A 16010-nucleotide genomic window follows, 5' to 3' on the forward strand; every position below is an offset into this window, starting at 1 on the left:
ATTAGTTGGCAGGATATTGAATGTCCGCGGTATATGCACCTTTGATGCTCGGCTTGCCGTTCTCGATCTGCAGCAAGATCATCGGCAATCGGGCCTGGTTGTGGTCGTCGAAAGTGACTTCGCCAACCGGGCTCTTATATTTGATCTTCGAGAGTGCATCGCGAACCTTCACCTTATCCGCGCTGCCGGCCTGCTTGATCGCCGTTGCGAGGAGATTGACGGTATCCCAGTGAACGTAGGCGTGGTTATTCGGGGCTTCATTGTAGGCGGCCGTGAACTTCTCGACGAAAGCCTTGCTTTCGGGCGAGTCGAACTGTGGAAGCCAAGCGGCGGCTTCGACGGCACCTTCGAGCGCCGAAGGGGCTGACTTGATGGTCTTTTCCGTGTTGAACTCGCCATTACCGATCAGCGCGACCTTGCCGGCTATTCCGAGTTCGATCATCTGGCGGGCGATGATGGGCGTCGTATCGGCGAGGCCGTACATGATGATGGCCTGGGCGCCATTGTCGCGGATCTTGGCGAGAACGCTGCGGAAGTCGACTTCGCCTTCCTTGTAGTAGTCTTCGCTGAGGATCTCTCCCTTGAAGTCAGGCAGGTATTTCTTCGTGAAGGTGATCGCCGAGCGGCCATAGTCGCTGTCGACCGAGAGCACGGCGAACTTGGTGAAGCCGCGCTGCTCTGCAGCATATTTGGCGACGATCAGCGCCCGGTTCTCATCTGTCGGATAGTTGCGATAGGTCCACTTAAAGCCGCCGACGCCGGCCTGGTAGGTGATCTTCGGATTGGACGACGCCGCATTCAGGAGAAGCACTTCGGCATCTTCCGCGACGGGCTGAATGGCGAGCGTCACCGAGCTGGAAACATCACCGATGATGAAGTCGACGCCATCCTGGTCAATCAGACGACGGGCGGCCGAGACGCCTTCGACCGGCGTGCCCTGGCTGTCGGCGTTGAGGAGTTCGATCTTCATCCCATCGATGCCGCCGGCATCATTGATGTCTTTGACGGCGAGTTCGGCTCCATGCATCGAAAATGCGCCGTAGCGCGCATTCGGACCGCTCATCGGCGCAACAAGCCCGAGTTTGATCGTCCCGTCCGCTGCCAGCGCGATCTCTGGCAGGCCGGAAACGGCAACCGACAGCGAAAGGATTGCAGTAGAAATGAAAAGTGCTCTGCGGCTTACGGTAAGTTTCATGTTCCCACTCCATGTTCTCGGGTGCAAACGCTTGGCATATGGCCCAGCGTACTCCTGACCGCTTTCCGCGGTTCTTGTTGTGTCAGCCCAGCGCTGACACCGTCACAGTAGGTTCAGGAAAGCGTCGCTGGCCAACACAACTCCACTCTGCCGCTATAGCGTTTATTTATAGCGAACCGATCGATTCGGCATTGCGGGAATGGCTCACCGTCCAGCCGGATGAGCCGTCGGGTGATATAATGGTGATGTCGTCCCTCGTCGCTCGGATCCTGCACTCCACTCGCGATAGGCGAGGTAGATCTTTGCTCCGATCGTCGTGAAAGGCTGCGGCGGCAATGCCGTCGGGGCAGCCAGGCGCGCGTAGACGCGTCGGCCGAGCGGATTCGATTGCTCATCGCCCGCCGAGCAGAGGTGTGAGTTCCGCGACACGTTTTAAAAGGTCAGTTGCACCTTGCAGGCCGCCGTGCGGTCACCGGCGAGGGTGAAGGCTGCGGTGGCTTCTTCAAGCGGCAGGCTGTGGCTGATGATCGGTCGCACATCGATCTTGCGGCTGGAGATCAACTCGACGGCGGTCGCGAATTCCTCGTGGAAGCGCTGCGTTCCGTGGAGTTGAAGCTCCTTGCCAACGATGGCGTTGAGAGGGATCGGGACGTCTCCTGTGACGCCGACCTGCACGATCGTTCCGCGTGGTCTGATGGCGGCAATCGCGCCGCGGATGGCCGGAGCGGCCGCCGAGCATTCGAAGACGAGGTCGAAATAGCCCTTTCCCGCCTCGTATTCCGCAAGCGCCTGGGCATTTTTGGAAACATTGATGGTGCGGCTGGCGCCCATCGCTTCGGCCCTGGTGAGCGCCGCATCCGCGAGATCGGTCACCACGATCTCGCTTGCGCCATGATAGGAGGCGACGGCAACCATCAGGGCGCCGATCGGGCCGGCGCCGGTGACCAGCACGCGTTTGCCTGTGATATCTCCTGCGCGCGATGCCGCGTGCAGGCAGACGGATAGCGGCTCGCTGCAAGCCGCTTCCGCTGCCGTCGTCGCTGCTCCAACCTCAAAGCACTGCTTGGCCGGCACCACCAACCATTCCCGGAACATGCCCTGCTCATGCGGCAGGCGCATCGCGCTGCCCATGAAGCGCATTTCCAGGCAGTGGATCGGCATGCTTTTCTCACAATATTCGCAATGCCCGCAGGGTTGGCTGGGATTGACCGCCATTAGCGTCCCAGCCTTCAGATCGACGCCCTCGCCCGCTTGGCTCACGGTCCCCGAGGCTTCGTGGCCGGGTATAATCGGCTCGCGAACCCGGACCGGCCCGAAGCCGCCATCCTGATAATAATGCAGGTCGGAGCCGCAAATCCCTGCGGCCGCCATTTTGAGAAGCACCTCGCCGGGACCAGGGGCCGCAACCGTATCGGTCTCGATCCTGAGATCGCCCTTTTGGTAAAGCCGTGCCAGACGTGTCCGCATCGTGTCCATCCTATCTCAACAGTCCAAGCTGCTGCGGCAGCCACAGCGATATGGCCGGGACGAAGGTGATCAGGATCAGTGCCAGGAAGAGCGGCACCAGCCAGGGCAGGATCGCCATGGTCGTGCGTTCGACGGATAGTTTCGCGACCCTCGACAACACGAAAAGCACCATGCCGAGCGGCGGGTGCAGCAGGCCGATCATCAGGTTCAGCGTCATGATGAGACCGAACTGGACGGGATCGATCCCGAATTTCAGGACGATCGGCAGAAGGATCGGCACGAGGATGGTAATGGCCGCGATCGTGTCCAGGAAGCAGCCGACGAAGAGCATCAGCAAGTTCACGAGGATCAGGAAAACCCATTTGTTGTTGGTGATCGACAGGATCGCATCGGACAGCAGCTGCGCCGCCTGGCTCACCGTCAGCAGCCAGGCGAAGACCGATGCCGCGGTGACGATGAAGAGAACGGATGCCGTCGTCTCGATCGTGTCGAAACTTGCCTTGGCGAGCGTCGAGGGCGTCATCGTACGGTAACGCACCAGACCGAGGAACAGGGACCAGAGGACGGCTGCGACGGCGGCCTCCGTCGGCGTGAACCAGCCCATCGTCATGCCGCCGATCAGGATGACGGGCGTCATCAGCGCCATGACGGCGGAGAAGCGGAAATACCAGTCGAGGGCAAGAAGCAGGGCAAGGGCAATGCCCGCCGCAACATTCATCGATACGCCCGCCTGCATCAGCAGATAGATGGCCAGCGGCACCGCCAGGACGACGACGATTTCCATCCCCGCCGACAGCAGCTGTCTCACATCGAACGGCGCGTCCGAGCCCCAACGCTTCCAATAGGCGAAGGCGGCGACAGTGATCATCATCAGCAGCGTCATGACGACGCCGGGCAGGATGCCCGCCATGAAAAGAGCGCCGATCGAGACGTTCGCCATCATGCCGTAGATCACGAAAGGCAGCGACGGCGGGAAGATCGGACCGAGCGTTGCCGAAGCCGCCGTCACGCCGACCGCTGCCTCGACCGGATAGCCGTGATCCTTCATCGCCTTGATCTCGATCGTGCCGATACCGGCCGCATCGGCAAGCGCCGTGCCGGACATGCCGGAGAAGATGACAGAACCGATGATGTTGACTTGCGCGAGACCACCCTTCATCCAGCCGACGAGAGCAACGGCAAAGGAATAGATGCGGCCGGTGACGCCGGCCGAGTTCATCAGGTTGCCCGCGAGGATGAAGAAGGGCACGGCGAGCAACGGGAAGCTTTCGACACCGGCAATCATGCGCTGGGCGACGATGATGTCGGGCGCGACGCCATAAAGGACGATATAAAGCACGGATGCGACGGCCATCGAGATGGCAACGGGCACCCCGACCAGCATCAGCACCAGAAACGAGCCAAGAAGAAGTAGCATCGGATCAACCCTCTACGGTCTGGAATTCTTCGGGGCGCTCCAGAACGGAGTAGCCGCGGCGCATATTGGCGATGAAGACGACGACTGCGCGGATCAGCATCAGCGCGAAGGCGACGAGAACGGCGTAGAAGACGATGTTGCGCGGCAGATCGATGGTGACCATCTGCTCGTCCGCCACGATGTCGACGTAGCGCCACATCAGATGGCAGCCATAGGCGAAGAAGCCGATGCGGACGATATCGACAAAAGTGGCGAGCACGCGCGCCAGGCCTGCAGGCATATAGTGATAGAACACATCCACCTGGATATGCCGCGACGTGCGCACGCACATGACGGAACCGAGAAAGACGACGCCGATCAGACAATTGATCGCGATTTCCTCGGTCCATGCGTAGCTGTCGTTCAGCACATAACGCGTGAAGAACTGCAGGAACACGCAACCCGCCATCAGCCAGAAGACGATCAGCGTGATCCAGTCTTCAATGGCGTAGTCCGAGACGTTTGCGGTCGGAGCGTGCCCTTCGAACTCGTGACCGATTTCTTCGGCCGTGATTTGCGTATGAATTTCTTGCGACATGATCGGCCCTGTTCCAGTTCGGAATGAAGGAGCGCGGCGCCTGCAGCAACCAAAGTGTTACAGCGTCCTTGCGCGTCTGAAAGACGCGCGGCGCTGTAAGGCGCCGCGCCGCGAGTTTTACTGGATCGCGCGGATTGCTTCCCAATCGGCCTTCTCGTAGCCGAAATCCTCGAACTTGACCTTTTCCATCACGGCCTTTTCGAAATCGGCCTTGTCGACCTCGGCGACGTTCAGGCCTTTTTCCTTGAAGGTCGCAATAAGACCGTTTTCCTTGCCGGCGATCGTCTTGCTGGTGCGCTCGGCGGCCTCCTGCATGACCTCGCCGAAGATCTTCTTGTCCTCGTCGGAAAGGCTCGCCCACCGCGTCTTCGAGATCACGGTGTTGAGGTGATCGACGATGTGGCCGGTGAGGATGATGTTCTTCTGGACTTCGTAGAACTTCTTCGCCTCGATTGTCGTCAGCGGGTTTTCCTGTGCCTCGACCGTGCCGTTCTGCAAAGCGAGATAGACTTCGGCAAAGGCGATCGGCGTCGTGTTGGCACCGCAGGCGCGCGGCATGGCGAGATAGGCCGGAACGTCAGGCACGCGGATCTTCAAGCCTTGCATATCCGCGCATTTGGCAATCGGCTTGTTTGATGTCGTATGGCGCGTGCCGTAATAGCTGACCGCAGCGATGTGGTTGCCCGTCTTGTCTTCATAGCCTTTGGCAAGACGCTTGAAGACATCGCTCTTGGTGTAGGCGATCAGGTGATCGGGACCGCGGAAAATATAGGGGAAGTAAGTCACGCCGATCGGCTTGTAGTCGCGTGCCGCAAAGCTCGATCCCGAGATGATGATGTCGACGGTCCCGAGCTTGAGGCCCTGGTTGATGTCGGCTTCCTTGCCGAGCTGCGATGCAGGATAGACCTCGATCTTGTAGCGCCCGTCGGTGCGCTTGTTAATCTCTTCTGCGGCCCATACGGAATCCGTGTGGAAGGGCTCGGACGTTTCATAGACATGCGCCCATTTCAGCACTGTCTGGGCCTGCGCGATCGCGCTACTCGCCATGATCGCGGCTGCGGTGCAAAGTATCGTTGCCAGTCTGCTTTTCATTGCTCTCTCCTCCCGAGCTTGGGTTAAGTCTTGGTCGTTCCTTTCGACGGCCGCTTGTTGCGTCCGCGCTCCTCTTCCCCCGAAAACTCCTCCCCGAAGCTCTCGGAAAACCTCTTCTGCGACATTGTGAGATGGGCGCGCATGGCCGCCTTGGCGCCGGCGGCATCGCCGGCAGCGATCGCGTCGCGAATGGCCCGATGCTCGTCCAAGGCGCTGCGCCATGTCGTGGGCCCCTCGAAGTGGCTGGCGAGCTTCGCGAAATATGGGGTCATGCGCATGTCGAACATCTCGCCCGTCACGCGGATCAATGTCGCATTGCCGACGATGGCGGCAATGCCGGTGTGGAAGGCGCGATCGGCATCGAGCACTGCGATTGCATCGTTGACCACACCACCCATGCGCGTCAGCGTTTCATCGAGCAGAGCAATATCGTCCGGCTTGGCGCGGCCTGCAGCTTCTTCGGCGATGGCGCATTCGATGAGGGCTCGCGCCTGCAGCAGTTCGAAAGGCCCCTCCACCGGCTCGCGCTCGGCCCCGGCGACGGTCGCTGCATGCTGGCGCACCACATAGATGCCCGATCCCATGCGGATGTTGACGAGGCCTTCGACCTCCAGGACGATCAGCGCCTCGCGGACGGTCGGGCGTGAGACCGAGAGTTGCTCCGCAAGATCGCGCTCAGCCGGCAGCCGCTGGCCGACGGCAAGCTCACCGCTAGCGATCATCAAGCGAATCTGATCCGCGACCTGTCTATAAAGACGGCGTGATTCAACAGGCGAAAACATCGTGGCCTCCCCGGCGAGCTCTCCTCAAGCGCGCACACTGGTCAACTGGCCTGACCAATTGAGGTACAGGTATCACCACAGAAGTTGTGCGTCAATCCGCCGCATAAACTTAAAAGGAGAGTTCACATTTCTGGCTGAGCCGGGCAAGAAAAAACCCCGCCGTGGCGGGGTTCATTGCGAAGGGGCCGATCAGTTATTATGTGCCGCGCAAGCCTCATCCATCGGCGTGGCATTGCTCGTGCCACCCTGCGTCTGAAGATTGTTGGAGTTGTTGACCGGATTGGGGCACTTGGTCCTGTCGGTTTTCTTTGTGCCCGTGGTCGTGGAGCCCGTCGTGGTGGTATCGGTCGCCATCGGCTTTTTGGCCTTCATATTGCCGCTTGCACCGCCACCCTGATCGGCCTGGTTTTTATCGATCGTGGCGCCGGCCGGTGCCGGATTGGATTGGGCGAAGGCAGACGTCGCCATGCCGATAGAAAGAAGCGAAGCTGCTACGAGTTTCATACGCATCTGATGTCCTCCTTAGGATCTTTGCGTGATTATTCAGAACCTCGCCGGCGCGTCATTGTTCCGCAGTTGCTGCTTACAAATATGCCATAGCTTCAGGAGCCGCGGGCGCGACCGAGGATCAACGCTGAGATGGGATCAGGAGACCAACGATGGAGCCGCGACACTACTTAGCGTAAAGCGCTCGCGATCGCTCGAGATGCTTGAGAAGTGCCGTTTCCGAGCCATCCACGTCGTTTGCTTCAAGGCGGTCGACGATTTCGTCGTGTTCGGCGAGCGTGAACTTTTCCTTGCCGGTCCAGATCAGCATCTCGGTATGATATTCCTTCAACCAGGCAAGCATCGCTTCGCTGACGGCGACGTAGATCGGGTTGCCTGATATCTGCGCGATGCGGGTGTGGAATTCCATGTCCGCGTCGATGAACTCTTCAGCCCGTCCAAGCGACATTCGCTGGCGTTCGATGATGTTCCTGAGGTCGGCGATATCATTTGCGGAGGCCCGCTGCGCGGCCTCGCGCGCCATGCCCCGCTCGAAGAAGATGCGGGCGCTCTTGAGGTATTCCAACGAATCCGAGGATTGCGACAGCATGATCTTGGCGGTGAGATCGACCTGCCGGAATATCGATTTTGCCGTCAGCCTGAGGACCTTCGCCCGCTCACCGTGCGAAATGTTGACGAGACCCTTGTTGGCAAGGGACTGCATGGCCTCCCTGATCGCCGGCCGGCCGACGCCGAAGCGTTCCATCAGCACGCGCTCGGAGGGCATTTCGTCGCCAGGCTGAAGCTCGCCCGACGTGATCATTCGCTCAAGTCGATCAAACACTTCGTCAGAGAGTTTCCGGCGGACGATTTGTTCGAGGGGCTGTGTCATCACATCTCGCTGGCTCAAAATATTTCCTCCTAACAGTTTTCCGGGTCGAGAACAAAGCTGCCGGCGGAAATTGCGGATCCGAAGATTCTACTTTCCATAAGTTGGGATACTCATTATACCAGATCATGAGTTAACGCCAAGGCAATCTGGCGGCGAGAGGAGCAACCGTCCATTTCATGATGACTACCCTGACCTATCGTATCGAAACGCCCGGCAGCGTCGAGGCGATGGCGGAAAAGATCGCGAGCGACCAGTCGACCGGCACCTTCGTGCCCGTACCCGGTGAAACCGAAGAGCTGAAATCGCGTGTTGCCGCCCGCGTGCTGGCGATCCGCCCGCTCGAAGATGCGCGTCATCCGACCTGGCCCGAGGTCGCCCCCGGCACGCTGCTCAATCGGGCCGATGTCGACATTGCCTTTCCGTTGGAGGCGATCGGGACCGATCTTTCGGCACTGATGACCATTGCGATCGGCGGCGTTTATTCCATCAAGGGCATGACCGGCATCCGCATCGTCGACATGACGCTGCCCGACGCCTTCAAAAGCGCGCATCCCGGACCGCAGTTCGGCATTCCTGGAAGCCGCCGCCTCACCGGCGTCGAAGGTCGCCCCATCATCGGAACGATCGTCAAGCCGGCGCTTGGCCTCAGGCCACACGAGACGGCGGAACTCGTCGGCGAGTTGATCTCATCCGGCGTGGACTTCATCAAGGATGACGAAAAACTGATGAGCCCGGCCTATTCGCCGCTCAGGGACCGCGTTGCGGCGATCATGCCGCGCATTCTCGATCACGAGCAGAAGACCGGCAAGAAGGTCATGTATGCCTTCGGCATCTCGCATGCCGACCCCGACGAGATGATGCGCAACCACGATATCGTCGCCAAGGCCGGCGGCAACTGCGCCGTCGTCAACATCAACTCGATCGGCTTCGGCGGCATGAGCTTTCTGCGCAAGCGCTCGAATCTGGTGCTGCACGCGCATCGAAACGGTTGGGACGTGCTGACACGCGACCCCGGCGCCGGCATGGATTTCAAGGTCTACCAGCAGTTCTGGCGGCTGCTGGGCGTCGACCAATTCCAGATCAACGGCATCAGGGTCAAATATTGGGAGCCGGACGACAGCTTCGTCTCATCCTTCAAGGCCGTCAGTACGCCGCTGTTTAATGCCTCCGATTGCCCGCTTCCGGTTGCCGGGTCGGGCCAGTGGGGAGGGCAGGCGCCGGAGACCTATCAGCGAACCGGCCGGACCGTCGATCTTCTCTATCTCTGCGGCGGCGGCATCGTCAGCCACCCCGGTGGCCCGGCGGCCGGCGTTCGCGCGGTGCAGCAGGCCTGGCAGGCCGCAGTCGCAGACATCCCGCTAGAGATCTACGCCAGGGAGCACCCGGAACTCGCCGCCTCGATTGCAAAATTTAGCGACGGCAAGGGTGCGTGACCGCGATGGATGGACTTCTCGTCAGCTATTACGGCGATGACTTTACTGGCTCCACCGATGTCATGGAGGCCCTGGCCTCGAACGGTGTGTCGACCGTGCTCTTCCTCGACGTTCCGACGCCGGAACTGCTTGCACGCTTTAGCGATTGCCGGGCAATCGGCATTGCCGGGACAAGCCGCAGCGAGACGCCCGCATGGATGGGAGAGCACCTTACGCGCGCTTTCGCATGGCTGAATTCGCTTGGCGCCGCCATCTGCCACTACAAGGTCTGCTCGACCTTCGATTCCAGCCCCGAGATCGGCAATATCGGCAAGGCGATCGAAATAGGCCGTACGGTCTTCAGGCAATCCGTCGTACCGGTCATCGTCGGCGCGCCGCAACTGAAGCGCTACACGGCATTCGGCAACCTCTTTGCCGCTTACCAGGGCCGAGTCTTTCGCATCGATCGCCATCCTGTCATGAGCCGTCATCCGGTGACGCCGATGGACGAGGCGGACCTTGCCGTTCACTTGTCGAAGCAAACCCTGCTTCCCGTCCTGGTCGCCGATCTTATCGCGATCACCGCGGCTGACGCCGATGCGCGTATCGACGGCCTGGCGTCGGGTTCCGAGGGGATTCTGCTCATCGATGTCGATTCCGAGGCGACGCAGGAGGCCGCGGGTCGGCAGTTGCTTCGTGTCGCCAGCCGCTCGGGGAGCTTCGTCGCCGGCTCCTCGGGGGTCGAATATGCCCTGCTCAGCGCATGGCGGCGGAGCGGCTTCATCGGCGAAAGCAAAGCCGAGTTTCCCGATATCGGCCCGGCCGACCGCCTCGCCGTCGTGTCGGGCAGCGTATCGCCGACGACCGAGCGCCAGATCCGGACGGCTGTCGAGAATGGCTTCGAGAGTATCGCGCTCGATCCGCTTGCACTAGTCTCGGAGCAAGGCGAGGGCGCGGTGAGTGCTGCGGTAGAGGCGGGAACCGCGAAGCTCAGGCAAGGCAAGAGCGTCATTCTTTACACGGCGCTTGGACCATCCGCAGACCGCGGCACCGACATCGACAAGCTTCCGGGTGCGCGTCACCGGCTCGGGAGCGCGCTCGGCACGATCTTGCGTCGCCTGATCGAGAACGAGAGGCTTTCGCGTGCGGTCGTCGCCGGCGGCGACACGTCCAGTCACGCACTCAGGCAGTTGAAGATCGACGCGCTGACGACGCTTCTTCCGCTTCCCCAGACGCCGGGTTCTCCGCTTTGCCTCGCGCATGGCGACTATCAGCCGACCAACGGCCTGCAGATTGCGCTCAAAGGCGGCCAGGTCGGGACGGACGACTATTTCGTCCAGATCCGTGAGGGGAGGAAGCACTGATGGTTTCCTCCGGCATCGGCAGAAATGTGCGATCGCGGAAAAAGTGATTCCAACAATTAAGTAGTGATATGGTGATTGACTCATCATACCAGTATATGATCCTATCAAAAACGGAACAGGTGAGGAAAACATGACTAAGATTGCCCTCTTCGGCGCAGGCGGAAAAATGGGATACCGGCTTGCCAAAAACCTCAAAGGCTCGCGTTTCGAGGTGCGCCATGTCGAGGTGAGCGACGCAGGCAAGGCCCGTTTGAAGAATGATCTCGGTCTTGATTGCTTACCCGTCGATGCCGCACTCGATGGCGCCGATGTGGTGATCCTTGCCGTGCCGGATACGGCGATCGGCAAAGTGGCGGCAGGCATCGTCGATAAGCTCACATCAGGCACGATGGTGATCGCGTTGGACGCTGCGGCTCCCTTTGCCGGCCACCTGCCGAAGCGCGACGATCTTACCTACTTCGTCACCCATCCCTGCCATCCGCCGATCTTCAACGACGAGACGGAGATGCAGGCCAAGAAGGACCATTTCGGCGGCCTGTTCGCCAAGCAGCACATCGTCTCGGCGCTCATGCAGGGTCCCGAAAGCGCCTATGCGCTTGGCGAGGAAATCGCCAAACTCATCTGGGCTCCGGTCATGCGCTCGCACCGGGTCACGGTCGACCAGCTTGCCATGCTCGAACCGGGTTTGTCGGAAACCGTCTGCGCATCGCTGCTCGTCGTCATGCGGCAGGCCATGGACGAATGCGTGGCACGCGGCGTGCCTGAACAGGCTGCCCGCGACTTCCTGCTCGGCCATATGAACGTGCTCGGCGCGGTCATCTTCAAGGAAGTCGACGGCGTGTTCTCGGATGCCTGCAACAAGGCGATCGAGTTCGGCATCCCGGCGCTGATGCGCGACGACTGGAAAAAGGTATTCGAACCGCAGGAGATCGCCGAAAGCATCCGGCGCATCACCTGAACCGGCATGGGGAGGCGAGCCCTCCCCCTTCAACTGCCCCGAGGAGACGGGGTTAGCCGCTCCGGGGAGTCGGGGCTTCATTCACAACAGGGAGGAAAATATGAAACTGACGCGCAGACTGACACTTGCAGCTTTTGCCGGCGCCCTCGCGCTTGGTACGGCTCTTCCGGCCTTTTCGGCCGATCTCATCGCCATCATCACGCCGGCGCATGACAATCCCTTCTTCAAGGCCGAAGCCGTCGGCGCTGAAGCCAAGGCCAAGGAGCTCGGCTACGAGACGCTGCTCATGACGCATGACGACGACGCCAACAAGCAATCCGAAATGATCGACACGGCGATCGGGCGCGGCGCCAAGGCGATCATTCTCGATAATGCCGGAGCCGACGCCTCCGTCGCGGCCGTCAAGAAGGCAAAGGATGCGGGCATCCCCTCCTTCCTGATCGACCGCGAAATCAACGCGACCGGCGTTGCCGTTGCCCAGATCGTCTCGAACAACTACCAGGGCGCCCAGCTCGGGGCGCAGGAATTCGTCAAGCTGATGGGCGAGAAGGGCAATTACGTCGAGCTGGTGGGCAAGGAGTCCGACACCAATGCCGGCATCCGCTCGCAAGGCTATCACGACGTCATCGACGACTACCCGGACCTGAAGTCCGTCGCCAAGCAGTCGGCCAACTGGAGCCAGACGGAAGCCTATTCGAAGATGGAAACCATCCTCCAGGCAAATCCCGACATCAAGGGCGTCATTTCAGGGAACGACACCATGGCAATGGGCGCAATCGCAGCGCTGCAGGCGGCCGGCCGCAAGGACGTGATCGTCGTCGGCTTCGATGGCTCCAACGACGTGCGCGACTCCATCAAGTCGGGCGGCATCAAGGCGACAGTGCTGCAGCCGGCCTATGCGCAGGCTCAGCTCGCGGTAGAACAGGCCGACGCCTACATCAAGAACAAGACGACGCCAAAGGAAGAGAAGCAGTTGATGGATTGCGTTCTCATCAACGCCGACAACTCCGGCAAGCTCGAAACCTTCGCCCTGACGAACTGATCAGCCGCGAATTGCAGAGGGCGCAGCGCTGCGCCCTCTGCAATGCTTTTCGCAAGACGTCGAGGTTCATAGCATGTTGAGAATGAAGGGCGCCCTGCTCGCTGCCGTCGTGGCGGCAGCCTTGCCCGGTTGCAAGATCATCAAGACCCCGACCGCGGAGGAAAAGGCGGCGGCAGCGGCCAAGACCGCCTTCGACCCGAATGCAAAGGTCGAGGCGATCTGGCAGTCCGAGGCAGTCCCCTATTTCGAAAAGCGCGCCGGCGACCTGAAAGACGTAATGCAGCTTTCCGCCTCCAGCCCCGATGCCGCGGGCGAGAAATACGGCAATCCCCGCAAGCAGAGCAGCTCGCCATGGACCTATGCGGTGAAGATCACCGGCAAGGTGATTGCAGCCGATACGGCTTCGCGCGCGGCAACGCTCGATGTCGACGCCGATGGCGACGGCAAGGCCGATGCCAAGATCCAGATCGGGCCGGCGCTCCGCGGCACGGCGCTGCGCGATACGCTGGACTTCGTCAATTTCAACGAATTCAAGAACCAGATCGAGTGGGCGCAGTTCGGCAAGGCCTTCAACGAAAAGGCCAATACCGCCTTTCTGTCTGCCGTCCCGCGCGATGGCCTGGTCGGCAAGACGGTGACCGCGATCGGCGCCTTTCCGCTGCCGAAAAGCGGCGAGCTTCCGCTCGTCACACCTTCGGAACTGAAGGTGGGCTCATGACCACAGGAGAGACACAAAAGGACGATGTCATCCTGCGCCTCGACGACGTGTCGAAGGTCTATTCGGGTATCGTCGCCGTCAAGCGCGCCAATCTTGAGCTGCGTCGCGGCGCAGTGAACGTGCTTGTCGGCGAAAACGGCGCAGGCAAATCGACGCTGATGAAGATCATCGCCGGTGTCGAGCGTCCGACGCTCGGCCGCATCATCTTGGATGGCGTGCCCGTATCCTTCGATAGCCCTGCCGATGCGCAAGCGCACGGCATCGGGATGATCTTTCAGGAGCTCAATCTCTTCGCAAACATGTCGGTTGCCGAGAACATCTTCGCCAGGCGCGAAATCACCCGCGGCATTCTTGGCATCGATCACAAGGCGCAGGTGCAAAAGGCCAATGCGTTTTTGAAGCGTCTGGATGCCGGGATAGAGGCCGATACGATGGTCGAGGATTTGCCGATCGGCCAGCAGCAGCTCGTCGAGATCGCCAAGGCGATGTCGTTGAATGCCCGAATCCTGATCATGGACGAGCCGACCTCGGCTCTTTCGGCGGCCGAGGTTGAGATCCTGTTCAAGGTGATCGCGGAACTGAAGGCCCAGGGCGTGGCGATCGTCTATATCTCGCACCGGCTCGAAGAGCTGATGCGGATCGGCGACTACATCACGGTGCTGCGTGACGGCCAGATCACCGGTGAGGCGATGGTCCGCGACATCGACACACGCTGGATCGTGCGTTCGATGATCGGCTCGGATGCCAAGGATTTTGCAAAATCCGTGAACCACGCCATCGGAGCTGAGGTCTTTCGCGCCGAAAACATCAGCCTGCCGCGGCCGACGGGCGGGCTCTCGGTCAACGATGTCTCCCTGTCGGTCAAGGCAGGCGAAATCCTCGGCATCTATGGCCTGATGGGTGCCGGGCGCAGCGAATTCTTCGAATGCGTGATCGGCCGTCACACACACTCGACCGGCAAGATCTTCATCGACGGCAAGCAGGTTCGCGCCCGCGACACCACGCGACGTATCCGCCGCGGCCTTGCGCTCATTCCGGAAGACCGGCAGCGGGAAGGTCTGGTCCAGGTGCTCTCGATTGCCTCCAACCTGACGCTGGCGAGCCTTGGCCGCTTCACCCGGCTCTTCCATATCGACAGGCGTGCGGAGAAGAATGCCATTCGCGATACGATCCGCGATCTCTCGATCAAGGCACCGAACCCGGATTTCGAGGTGACCTCGATGTCAGGGGGTAATCAGCAGAAGGTCGTCATCGGTAAGGCGTTGATGACCAATCCGAAGGTGCTTCTGATGGATGAACCGAGCCGCGGCATCGATGTCGGCGCCAAGGCCGATGTCTTCCGTACCATGCGGCGGCTGGCGGCAAACGGGCTTGCCATTCTGTTTTCGACTTCCGACCTCGAAGAGGTCATGGCGCTTTCCGATCGCATCGCGGTTTTGAGCAACGGCCAGCTGGTCGCCGTCTTCGACCGGAACGAGGCCACCGAAGAAGCCATCATTGCGGCTTCTGCCAAGGGACACGGACATCAAGGGAAACTCGCGTCATGATGGCGGCTACATCAACTATTCTCGCGCCGAAAGGCGCCAACGGCTCCATGCTTCTGACGCTGATGAAGCTCAGGACCTTCATCGCGCTATTTGCCGTCATCATCTTCTTTGCGATCTTCGCACCGAACTTCACCTCGACGGCGAACATGATCCTGATGTCGAAGCATGTGGCGCTGAACGCGTTCCTGGCGATGGGCATGACCTTCGTCATCATCACCGGCGGCATCGATCTCTCAGTCGGATCGATCGTCGGTCTTTGCGGCATGGTCGCGGGCGGTCTGATCCTTTACGGCATCGAATTGCCGATTGGCTACACCATCTTTTTCAACCTTTTCGAGATCGTGCTGATCACCCTGTCGATCGGCCTGCTCATCGGTCTGATCAACGGTCTGCTGATCACCAAGCTCAACGTCGCGCCCTTCATCGCCACGCTTGGTACGCTCTATATCGCCCGCGGTCTCGCCCTGCTGTCGTCGGACGGCCAGACCTTTCCCAACCTTGTCGGCCGGCCTGAATATGCAACGACCGGCTTTGATTTCTTCGGCGCGGGGCGCATTCTCGGCCTGCCGGTGTCGATCTGGATTCTGATCGTGCTTGCGCTGCTGGCCGCCTATGTCGCCCGCTCGACACCGATCGGCCGTCATATCTTCGCCGTCGGCGGCAATGAGCGGGCTGCGCGCATGTCGGGTATCCGGGTCGATGTCGTCAAGATCTTCGTCTACATGTTCTCCGGACTTTGCGCGGCCATCGTCGGCGTCGTCATCTCCTCCGAACTGATGGCAGCCCATCCGGCAACCGGCGAAAGCTTCGAACTCAATGCGATCGCCGCCGCCGTGCTCGGCGGCACCTCGATGTCGGGCGGCCGCGGCACGATCGGCGGCACGATCATTGGAGCCTTCGTCATCGGCATCCTCTCCGACGGATTGGTGATGATGGGCGTTTCCTCCTTCTGGCAGATGGTCATCAAGGGCCTCGTCATCATCATTGCCGTCGTCGTCGACCAGGCGCAACGCCGCCTGCAGCAGCGCGTTACCCTCATGCAGATGGCAAAGGCAGGTTGA

15 protein-coding genes are annotated in these 16010 nt (G+C 60.6%); 7 read left to right on the forward strand and 8 right to left on the reverse strand.

What is annotated here, in order from left to right; translation table 11 throughout:
- Nucleotide 1: 1 nt before the first annotated feature.
- The 8 genes from BS629_RS34540 to BS629_RS34580 form a co-directional block, all read right to left on the reverse strand.
- The gene (locus BS629_RS34540) at nucleotides 2–1195 is read right to left on the reverse strand and encodes an ABC transporter substrate-binding protein (protein WP_018245442.1); all 1194 of its coding nucleotides are present in this window, start codon (nucleotides 1193–1195) and stop codon (nucleotides 2–4) included.
- 432 nt (nucleotides 1196–1627) lie between these two features.
- Complete coding sequence (locus BS629_RS34550) at nucleotides 1628–2662, reverse strand: L-idonate 5-dehydrogenase (RefSeq protein WP_026188670.1); 1035 nt, start codon at nucleotides 2660–2662, stop codon at nucleotides 1628–1630.
- Between the two features lie 10 nt (nucleotides 2663–2672).
- Complete coding sequence (locus tag BS629_RS34555; RefSeq protein WP_018245444.1) at nucleotides 2673–4079, reverse strand: TRAP transporter large permease; 1407 nt, start codon at nucleotides 4077–4079, stop codon at nucleotides 2673–2675.
- A 4-nt stretch (nucleotides 4080–4083) separates the two neighbouring features.
- Entirely contained in the window at nucleotides 4084–4656 is a 573-nt protein-coding gene (locus tag BS629_RS34560) for a TRAP transporter small permease (RefSeq protein ID WP_018245445.1), read from the reverse strand.
- 117 nt (nucleotides 4657–4773) lie between these two features.
- Nucleotides 4774–5748 (reverse strand): sialic acid TRAP transporter substrate-binding protein SiaP, encoded by a 975-nt coding sequence (locus tag BS629_RS34565; RefSeq protein ID WP_018245446.1) that lies wholly within the window; start codon nucleotides 5746–5748, stop codon nucleotides 4774–4776.
- A gap of 23 nt (nucleotides 5749–5771) precedes the next feature.
- Entirely contained in the window at nucleotides 5772–6530 is a 759-nt protein-coding gene (locus BS629_RS34570) for a FadR/GntR family transcriptional regulator (protein ID WP_018245447.1), read from the reverse strand.
- Between the two features lie 189 nt (nucleotides 6531–6719).
- Nucleotides 6720–7040 (reverse strand): hypothetical protein, encoded by a 321-nt coding sequence (locus BS629_RS34575; protein ID WP_018245448.1) that lies wholly within the window; start codon nucleotides 7038–7040, stop codon nucleotides 6720–6722.
- Nucleotides 7041–7203: 163 nt separating this feature from the next.
- On the reverse strand, nucleotides 7204–7908 hold the full coding sequence (locus BS629_RS34580; RefSeq protein ID WP_018245449.1) for a transcriptional regulator NanR: 705 nt from the start codon (nucleotides 7906–7908) through the stop codon (nucleotides 7204–7206).
- Nucleotides 7909–8084: 176 nt separating this feature from the next.
- On the opposite strand from BS629_RS34580, the gene oiaX reads away from it, so the two are divergent.
- The 7 genes from oiaX to BS629_RS34615 all read left to right on the forward strand — a co-directional run bounded on the left by oiaX (nucleotide 8085) and on the right by BS629_RS34615 (nucleotide 16010).
- Complete coding sequence (gene oiaX, locus BS629_RS34585; protein ID WP_018245450.1) at nucleotides 8085–9341, forward strand: 3-oxo-isoapionate-4-phosphate decarboxylase OiaX; 1257 nt, start codon at nucleotides 8085–8087, stop codon at nucleotides 9339–9341.
- Nucleotides 9342–9346: 5 nt separating this feature from the next.
- Nucleotides 9347–10684, forward strand: a complete 1338-nt coding sequence (locus BS629_RS34590) for a four-carbon acid sugar kinase family protein (RefSeq protein ID WP_032981334.1) — start codon at nucleotides 9347–9349, stop codon at nucleotides 10682–10684.
- Between the two features lie 130 nt (nucleotides 10685–10814).
- Entirely contained in the window at nucleotides 10815–11642 is an 828-nt protein-coding gene (locus BS629_RS34595; RefSeq protein WP_018245452.1) for a phosphogluconate dehydrogenase C-terminal domain-containing protein, read from the forward strand.
- 100 nt (nucleotides 11643–11742) lie between these two features.
- Nucleotides 11743–12684, forward strand: a complete 942-nt coding sequence (locus BS629_RS34600; protein WP_018245453.1) for a D-ribose ABC transporter substrate-binding protein — start codon at nucleotides 11743–11745, stop codon at nucleotides 12682–12684.
- Nucleotides 12685–12757: 73 nt separating this feature from the next.
- Nucleotides 12758–13402, forward strand: a complete 645-nt coding sequence (locus BS629_RS34605; RefSeq protein WP_018245454.1) for a DUF2291 family protein — start codon at nucleotides 12758–12760, stop codon at nucleotides 13400–13402.
- Nucleotides 13399–14949: a sugar ABC transporter ATP-binding protein gene (locus BS629_RS34610; protein WP_018245455.1), complete on the forward strand. Its 1551-nt coding sequence runs from the start codon at nucleotides 13399–13401 to the stop codon at nucleotides 14947–14949. The genes BS629_RS34605 and BS629_RS34610 overlap by 4 nt, the downstream gene beginning before the upstream one ends.
- Complete coding sequence (locus tag BS629_RS34615) at nucleotides 14946–16010, forward strand: ABC transporter permease (protein ID WP_018245456.1); 1065 nt, start codon at nucleotides 14946–14948, stop codon at nucleotides 16008–16010. Before BS629_RS34610 ends, BS629_RS34615 begins: the two co-directional genes overlap by 4 nt.

Source organism: Rhizobium leguminosarum bv. viciae USDA 2370, from assembly GCF_002008365.1.
Taxonomy (GTDB): domain Bacteria; phylum Pseudomonadota; class Alphaproteobacteria; order Rhizobiales; family Rhizobiaceae; genus Rhizobium; species Rhizobium leguminosarum.

Bases quoted from the DNA above. Each gene is read 5' to 3' on its own strand.
- BS629_RS34595 (WP_018245452.1), top strand. From the start codon at position 10,815: ATGACTAAGATTGCCCTCTTCGGCGCAGGCGGAAAAATGGGATACCGG.
- BS629_RS34565 (WP_018245446.1), bottom strand. From the start codon at position 5,748: ATGAAAAGCAGACTGGCAACGATACTTTGCACCGCAGCCGCGATCATG.
- BS629_RS34580 (WP_018245449.1), bottom strand. From the start codon at position 7,908: ATGACACAGCCCCTCGAACAAATCGTCCGCCGGAAACTCTCTGACGAA.
- BS629_RS34550 (WP_026188670.1), bottom strand. From the start codon at position 2,662: ATGCGGACACGTCTGGCACGGCTTTACCAAAAGGGCGATCTCAGGATC.
- BS629_RS34605 (WP_018245454.1), top strand. From the start codon at position 12,758: ATGTTGAGAATGAAGGGCGCCCTGCTCGCTGCCGTCGTGGCGGCAGCC.
- BS629_RS34600 (WP_018245453.1), top strand. From the start codon at position 11,743: ATGAAACTGACGCGCAGACTGACACTTGCAGCTTTTGCCGGCGCCCTC.
- BS629_RS34540 (WP_018245442.1), bottom strand. From the start codon at position 1,195: ATGAAACTTACCGTAAGCCGCAGAGCACTTTTCATTTCTACTGCAATC.
- BS629_RS34575 (WP_018245448.1), bottom strand. From the start codon at position 7,040: ATGCGTATGAAACTCGTAGCAGCTTCGCTTCTTTCTATCGGCATGGCG.
- BS629_RS34590 (WP_032981334.1), top strand. From the start codon at position 9,347: ATGGATGGACTTCTCGTCAGCTATTACGGCGATGACTTTACTGGCTCC.
- BS629_RS34555 (WP_018245444.1), bottom strand. From the start codon at position 4,079: ATGCTACTTCTTCTTGGCTCGTTTCTGGTGCTGATGCTGGTCGGGGTG.
- BS629_RS34615 (WP_018245456.1), top strand. From the start codon at position 14,946: ATGATGGCGGCTACATCAACTATTCTCGCGCCGAAAGGCGCCAACGGC.
- BS629_RS34610 (WP_018245455.1), top strand. From the start codon at position 13,399: ATGACCACAGGAGAGACACAAAAGGACGATGTCATCCTGCGCCTCGAC.
- BS629_RS34560 (WP_018245445.1), bottom strand. From the start codon at position 4,656: ATGTCGCAAGAAATTCATACGCAAATCACGGCCGAAGAAATCGGTCAC.
- BS629_RS34570 (WP_018245447.1), bottom strand. From the start codon at position 6,530: ATGTTTTCGCCTGTTGAATCACGCCGTCTTTATAGACAGGTCGCGGAT.
- oiaX (WP_018245450.1), top strand. From the start codon at position 8,085: ATGATGACTACCCTGACCTATCGTATCGAAACGCCCGGCAGCGTCGAG.